Here is a 6,934-nt window from a genome sequence, read left to right as displayed (position 1 = left end):
TTTATTTACATATAAATATAAGTTTATATAATGTTCTTGTCAACTATTTTTTAAAATTTCTTGACTAATTTTTTTATGGGCCTCAAATCCAGCTAGCCACCTGATTGCGGATTGTTTTCTGCATAAAATAGACACTACGGAAAAGACACCCATTGCCTTTTTATGAGGCCATCCTATTGAAAACAGGAAAATGATAATTAGATTAGATAAAATTAATCTATTTTTTTAAGGAGATGTCATGAAAAACAAAGGCAAGTTTATAAAATTATCAATGGTTTTAGCTATAATGATTTTGGTTTCAGGGGTGGGTCTTACGATTTCGGCTCAGGAAATGAGCAAGGGCAAGGAAATGATGGGTGGTATGATGACGGAGGACATGATAAACATGATGCAGGAGCCGCACAAAGTTTTATCCGGCGGTTCGGTTCAATATCTGGCCATTTTCACCAATCTCCTTCATATCCAAGCAAAACAAAGACGGGATCAGATCGATAAAAATTTCGTCAAGAGTGCCTTCGGAGAGATTAAAAGAGCTTATGAAATGGCTGAAAAATTCCAGAATGAGCATGTCAAAACCATGAATACCGCCATGCAGGAAAAGGTCAAGATGATGATGGCCAGAATGAACAAGAACCTGGGTGGCATAAAAACGCAAATCGATCTCCTGGAAAAAGAGGTCAACAATGGCAACAATCTGGATGTGATTATCGCCGGTACAGGTGAAATATTGAAGTATCTTGGTGACTTATATAAGATGAGACAGGAAATGGGGATGATGCCTGGGGGACCCATGATGCCCGGGGGACCCATGATGCCCGGAGGAATGAAATGATAATGGATTTGAAGAATCCCAGCCAGGCCAAAGGAGATCACAGATGGGCTTAATCACAGCGGAAGGTCTTATTAAAGAATACCAGGCCGGGGAGGTAACAGTCAGCGCCTTAAAGGGATTGACTTTTGAAATCGAACCGGCCTCTTTTGTTTCCTTTGTCGGTCCCTCGGGGAGCGGGAAAACCACCTTATTGAACCTGATCGGTTGTCTGGATAAACCGACTAAAGGCAACCTGACGGTCGTCGATACGGATATTTCCACCCTGGACCGGAAACAGGGGGCGATCTTTCGTGGAAAGCATTTGGGGTTCATCTTCCAGGATTTTAACCTCCTCCCGATCCTTACGGTGTATGAAAATATAGAATACCCTCTGCTGATGGTCCAAAACCTGCCTCCAGAGGAAAGAGCAAAAAGGGTCATCGCCCTCTTGGAAGCCGTGGGTATGGGGGAACAGAAAAACAAATATCCCGATCAAATTTCCGGGGGACAGAAACAGAGAGTAGCGGTGGCCCGGGCCTTGGTCACCAACCCCAAATTGATCCTGGCCGATGAGCCGACCGCCAACCTCGACAGTAAAACCGCCTACATGGTTATTGACCTGATGAAAAAAATGCGGGACCAGTTTCAGAGCACCTTTATTTTTTCCACTCATGATCCCAAGATCGTTCAAGAGGCGGAGATCATTTTTACCCTTGAAGACGGAATTCTTAAAGACCGGGTAGTGAAAGGAGGCCATCCCCATGGGTAAGCTTTTCAAAATCGCCATCCGAAACCTGATGCGGTACAAACGAAGGACTTGGCTTACTGCCTCTTTGATTACCATCGGTGTGGTTTTTGTCCTGGTTTTTATTTCGGTTTCGGGTTCTTTTAAAACCATGATCATCGGACAGATAACCGATTCTATGCTCGGCCATATTCAGATCCATAAGAGCGGCTACGTAGCCTCAATCGACAATCTCCCTTTAAACCTGAATTTGAAAACCCAGTCCGCTAAAAGCATTGAAGGGGTCCTCCGGCAGTTACCGGAATTGGCTGCCTATTCACCCAGGATTAAATTTGGAGGCATGTTCAGTAATTTTACAGAAACAACCAATATCCGCCTTAACGGCATTTATCCCGACAAAGAAGCGAACACCGTCCCCCTCTTTCTCTCCAGGATCCATACCGGCGCCAAGGTCCTGCAACGTGGAGAAATTTTTATCCCTGAGTTGCTCTCCAGCGGGATGAAGGTCAAAGTGGGGGATGCCGTAGTCATCGTGGCCACCAACCAGGACGGATCGGTGAACGGCAAACAATTCAAAGTAGCCGGTATCTTGGGGTCCGTGACCGGGCCGGGCGGCCGTGACGGCTATGTCCATATCGAAGATGCGGCTGAAATTCTGCGGATGGGGGAGATGGAAGTCAGCGAGATCGCCATTCGCATTAAAGATTTTAACAGGCTCCATTCCGTCAACCAAAAATTGGAAAATCTTTTAACCCACGAGAAAGACCCGGCAGGAAAACCCTTGATTGAAGTGCATACCTGGGAAAAATTATCTCCTTTTTTTAATATCGCCAAAATGATAGAGGTGATGACTTTTTTTATCAAACTGATGCTCATCTCCATTGTCCTGGTGAGTATTATGAATGTTATGATCATGGCGGTCTATGAGAGGATCCGGGAGATCGGAACCATCGCCGCCATAGGCACCCTGCCCGGAAAGATCCTGTCCATGTTTGTCATAGAAGGATTTTGCCTGGGGGTCCTGGGGGCGATTTTAGGGAATATGGTGGGGGCGATCCTGCTTTTTATCCTTAACCTCTCCCGTCTTCATTTTGACTTTGGCCTGCAAAAAGGCCTGCTGCTGACCGTTCATATCGTCCCCGGAGACCTGTTGGTCATATCGGTTATCGTCATTATCGTTTCGATGCTGGCCAGTCTTCAGCCGGCCATCAAGGCCGCCCGGATGGAACCGATTAAAGCCTTGAGGCATGTATGACGAATAGGCGCTTTGTTTCTTTCTCCGTCACCCCGGCGAAAGCCGGGGTCCAGACACCGTCCCGGTGGAAACCGGGAATCAGACCATTGAACCTGGATTCCGGGTCAAGCCCGGAATGACGGAAACGGGCCTTGGGAGTTGATTTGAAGTCAACTGCTCCTTTGGGGGGCCACCTCTTCCGGGGCAACTCCCGGACGAGGCATAGATTCTAACAAGGACCATCTGCAAATTTATCTCTAACTTTTAAAAGGATTTTATTATGTCAAAATTTGTTCTATCTCTATTAATCATCCTGATGACAATCCCGGCCTATGCGGTAGACGGGACACAATTGTTGAAGCAGGTAGATAAAAACATGGCCCCGGAATCGTATGAGTCTTATCGGAAAATTATCAATATCGAACCCGATGGCCGAAAAAAAGAATTTACCTATTTTACGGTCAAGAAGGGAACCGACAAAATAGCCGGACTGTTTCTGGCCCCGGCCAGTGAAAAAGGAAGAACCACCTTGCGGCTCGGGGATAACATGTGGCTCTTTATTCCCAACGTGGGAAAACCTATCCGCATCACCAGCCTGCAATCGGTCGTTGGAGGCGTTTTTAACAACGCCGACATCTTAAACCTGGATTATTCAGAAGAATATACGGTCGAACAACTGGATGAAAAGGGAGAGGAATATCTGTTGCATCTTAAGGCCAAAACCAAATCCGTGGCCTATGATCGGGTAAAAATGTGGGTCCATAAGGCACAGAAACTACCCATCAGGCTTGAATGCCTGACAGAAGCCTCTATGCTGATCAAAACCATTTATTTCAAGGAGGTAAAAGACTTCGGAGCCGGGATCTCCCGGCCGTCGGTTATCGAAACCGACAGCCCCTTATACAAAGGCTACCGGTCTCTTATGATCTTTGCCAAGTTCAAAAAGAGAGACTTCAAAGATGAGGTCTTCACCTTGCCCTTTATGTCGAAAATGGACTCTTTAAGGTAGAGCGGCATGAATGGTTCAAGGCCGGGCACCCTCTGTCGTTACCTGCTGTTGGCCGTCTGCTGTCTGCTGGTTACCGCCCCGGCTCCGGCCTTTTCAGAGGAAAATAAGCCCGAAGAATACAAGTTTGAGCTCTCGGAAACAGAAAAGAAACCTTACCATCTCGGAGGGTACCTTGAGGCCCTGCCCATCCTCTTCGGACTGGACAGGAATGCCTCCCTTTACAAACTCAATTATTACAATCGGAGCATCGGCGGGACCACCCCGGAATATGATGGAACGCTCCAGCTGGAAGGGAGCCTGGAGAAAGGCCTCTCCCGTTTCTACCTCAAAACCAATACGGCTTACACCAAAAACTACAACACGGAGTCAAACAAGACCCTTGTTTTTGAGGGCCATGTCTCCCTCAGACCCTCACCCACCTTTATTACCGAGTTCGGCAAAAAAACACTCAACTGGGGGAAAGGCTATGCCTGGAACCCGGCTGCCTTTCTCGACCGGCAGAAGAACCCCGATGATCCCGAGCTGGCCCGGGAAGGATTTATCGTGGCGTCCTTAGACTATACCCGGAGTTGGGAAGGACAGGCCCTTAAGACATTTTCTTTTACACCGGTGCTGATCCCCGTATACAGCGGCATCAATGACGACTTCGGGGAAACCGGGAACCTGAACGGGGCCGTAAAATTCTACTTTCTCTATTATGATACGGACATCGATTTGATATTCCTGACCGGAGGCAGCAAAACCGCGCGCTACGGTCTGGACTTTTCCAGGAACGTCACGGCCAACCTGGAGGTGCATGGTGAGTTCTCCTGGGTCAATAACTTTGTCAAATCCACGGTCGATCCGAACGGTAACCTATCCCAGACCTCTTTCAACGCCGTAAACGCCCTTATGGGTCTCCGTTATCTTACCGCCCAGGACACCACCTACATCCTCGAATATTACCGGAACGGCCAGGGGTACAGCAGCCAGGAGATGCAGGACTTCTTTTCATTTATAGACAAGGGGTATGGCCTTTATACCGATACCGGCAGTCCCTCTTTGCTGAACAGGGCCAACACCCTGTTAAAGGGCAATTACGGGAAGCAGACGCCGGAAACGAATTATCTTTACCTGCGGGTAAGCCAGAAGGAACCTTTTGACATCCTGTACTTCACCCCGGCCGTCACCCTGATCGGGAATATGGACGATAAAAGCTTTTCCATAACCCCTGAATTTTTATACACCGGGTTCACCAATCTGGAACTGCGCTTCAGGACTGGGTTTATCACGGGCTCAAGGGGAAGCGAATTCGGTGAAAAGCCAAACGATTATCGGGTGGATTTCAGAATCAGATATTATTTTTAGGGATAGGGGGATAAGGGGAACCTTGGCCCCTTAGATCGGCTATGGATTCTTTGTCCCTTAACTTCCCTAATGCCTCCAGATGGGCCTTTTCTTCGTCGGCAATTTTATGGAGGATTTTTTGAGTCGATTCTTCAGTCGTTTTCCGGCCAAAGCGTAAATAAAGATCCAGGGCTTGGGTTTCCACCATCATGGCCACATCCAGCACACCGGAGACGGTTTCCATGGCCGCCTTATTTTGATTCAGGAATTCTGAGAACCTGAAGCCGCCCTCCAGGATCGGAGGGAGAAGATCAACCAGTACTTGGGGGCCTTCAAAATCCGGGGTGTTTAATTTTCCATATTGATCCATAAGCAATTGCTGGTGTCTTTTTTCGATATCCCTTAATTTTTTTAAAAGAGAGGCAACCTCTGCATCTTTAACCTCTTCCGATGCAATCTGGTAATAATTTCCCAAAGCCCCCTCCATCCCATAGGCGGTCTCGATCATTTCGGCCGGTGACTCATCCCCTCGAATGAGATCCAAATTTAATTCAACAGGTCCAACGGCCTTTATTCCCTGCCAGGCCTTGATCCCTCCTTCGAGGCTGTAAACTTCCTTGAATCCCCGGCCGGACAGAAATTGAGCCGCCACGCGGCTCCGTCCCCCGACGGCTCAATAGACCATAGTCGGTTTTTCCGGATCCAGAGAATCCAGGGAATCCCCGAGATCCGGTAAGGGGATCAATCGAGCCCCAGGGAGGTGTTCTTTTTCATACTCGCCTGGTTGGCGGACATCGATAAGGGCATAGGTCCCTTCCGGGTGTTGCGCAATATAATTTTTAACTTCCTCTGGTTCCAGGGTTTTTACAGGAGTAAAGAAATTTTTTAAAAACATTATTTAACCACCTTGGTAAAAGGCATAATTAACAACTGATGGAAATTTAAAAGCTCCGGTTTTTGATAAGCCCCCAAGCCTATCCGAATCCCCTTTTGGTCGACTCTCGACAAAAATGTTTCCAAAGTCCGGTCCCAAAGGGAAAAAATGGTCCCGTAATTCGTGTTCCGTTCATTAATAATGACCGAGTGGTGGATACGGTGCATCGAAGGCGGGACAAACAAAATCCAGTAGAGCCGTTCAAACCAGTCCGGCACTTTCAGGCTGCTGTGTTGAAATTGAGCGGTCAAGACTACCAGGATTTCAAAAAGAGTGACCCCGACCAAATCGGCACCCAGGAAAAAAACCAGACCGATCTTGATGACCGCTGAAATGGCCAGCTCGCCGAAATGGAAGCGGGTGGCCGTCGAAACGTCCATATTCAGGTCACTGTGATGCACGCGATGAAACCGCCAAAAAAAAGGCATCTCGTGATTGAGTAAATGCCAGACATAAAGGATGAAGTCTAAAAAAACAACCGTGGCCAGGATTCTTATCCAGTCCGGCAGGGGCCAAAGATTCAACAGTCCTTGTTGTTTTGCATTCACATACCAGGCGGTTTGAACAATCACACCGGCAAAAACCAGGTTCAAAAAAAGGCTGTTGAAAACAACCAGGCCCAGGTTATTAAACCATCTTGTGCGCTTCGAGACCGAAGGGGGGCGATAGGGGAAGAAGAGTTCAAGGAACAGGAAAAACAAGAGGCCACCCCAAAAAAAGGCGGCCCTGGTTAATTCCAAATCAGACATCATATAAAACCTATCCGCCGGATTATTGTTGAATGAGGACGCTGACTTCGCCGATACCCTCAGAATCAAGAAATAATCTCAAAACTGAGAGTTCGAAGCGAAAACCTGCAACCTGCATTTTGCATC

8 protein-coding genes are annotated in these 6,934 nt (G+C 47.6%); 5 read left to right on the top strand and 3 right to left on the bottom strand.

Translation table 11 applies throughout. The features are described from left to right. Positions 1-238 precede the first annotated feature (238 nt). The 5 genes from HY879_27410 (at position 239) to HY879_27390 (ending at position 5,146) form a co-directional block, all read left to right on the top strand. On the top strand, positions 239-832 hold the full coding sequence (locus HY879_27410) for a hypothetical protein (GenBank protein MBI5607076.1): 594 nt from the start codon (positions 239-241) through the stop codon (positions 830-832). Between the two features lie 43 nt (positions 833-875). After that, a complete protein-coding gene (locus tag HY879_27405) occupies positions 876-1,580 on the top strand; it encodes an ABC transporter ATP-binding protein (protein ID MBI5607075.1) in 705 nt (234 codons plus the stop codon). Further along, positions 1,573-2,811, top strand: a complete 1,239-nt coding sequence (locus HY879_27400; GenBank protein MBI5607074.1) for an ABC transporter permease — start codon at positions 1,573-1,575, stop codon at positions 2,809-2,811. Before HY879_27405 ends, HY879_27400 begins: the two co-directional genes overlap by 8 nt. Before the next feature lie 259 nt (positions 2,812-3,070). Beyond that, positions 3,071-3,799, top strand: coding sequence for an outer membrane lipoprotein-sorting protein (locus HY879_27395; protein MBI5607073.1), 729 nt, complete (start codon positions 3,071-3,073; stop codon positions 3,797-3,799). Positions 3,800-3,805: 6 nt separating this feature from the next. Next, the gene (locus HY879_27390) at positions 3,806-5,146 is read left to right on the top strand and encodes a hypothetical protein (GenBank protein MBI5607072.1); all 1,341 of its coding nucleotides are present in this window, start codon (positions 3,806-3,808) and stop codon (positions 5,144-5,146) included. On the opposite strand, the gene HY879_27385 is transcribed toward HY879_27390, so the two are convergent. The 3 genes from HY879_27385 to HY879_27375 are packed head-to-tail and all read right to left on the bottom strand — an operon-like array spanning position 5,130 to position 6,811. Beyond that, entirely contained in the window at positions 5,130-5,777 is a 648-nt protein-coding gene (locus HY879_27385) for a hypothetical protein (GenBank protein ID MBI5607071.1), read from the bottom strand. The genes HY879_27390 and HY879_27385 overlap by 17 nt on opposite strands. A gap of 21 nt (positions 5,778-5,798) precedes the next feature. After that, complete coding sequence (locus HY879_27380; protein ID MBI5607070.1) at positions 5,799-6,020, bottom strand: hypothetical protein; 222 nt, start codon at positions 6,018-6,020, stop codon at positions 5,799-5,801. Continuing rightward, positions 6,020-6,811: a sterol desaturase family protein gene (locus HY879_27375; GenBank protein ID MBI5607069.1), complete on the bottom strand. Its 792-nt coding sequence runs from the start codon at positions 6,809-6,811 to the stop codon at positions 6,020-6,022. Before HY879_27375 ends, HY879_27380 begins: the two co-directional genes overlap by 1 nt. Positions 6,812-6,934 lie beyond the last annotated feature (123 nt).

This window comes from Deltaproteobacteria bacterium, from assembly GCA_016219225.1.
GTDB lineage: Bacteria > Desulfobacterota > RBG-13-43-22 > RBG-13-43-22 > RBG-13-43-22 > RBG-13-43-22.
This window is presented reverse-complemented; position numbering and strand designations above follow the sequence as displayed.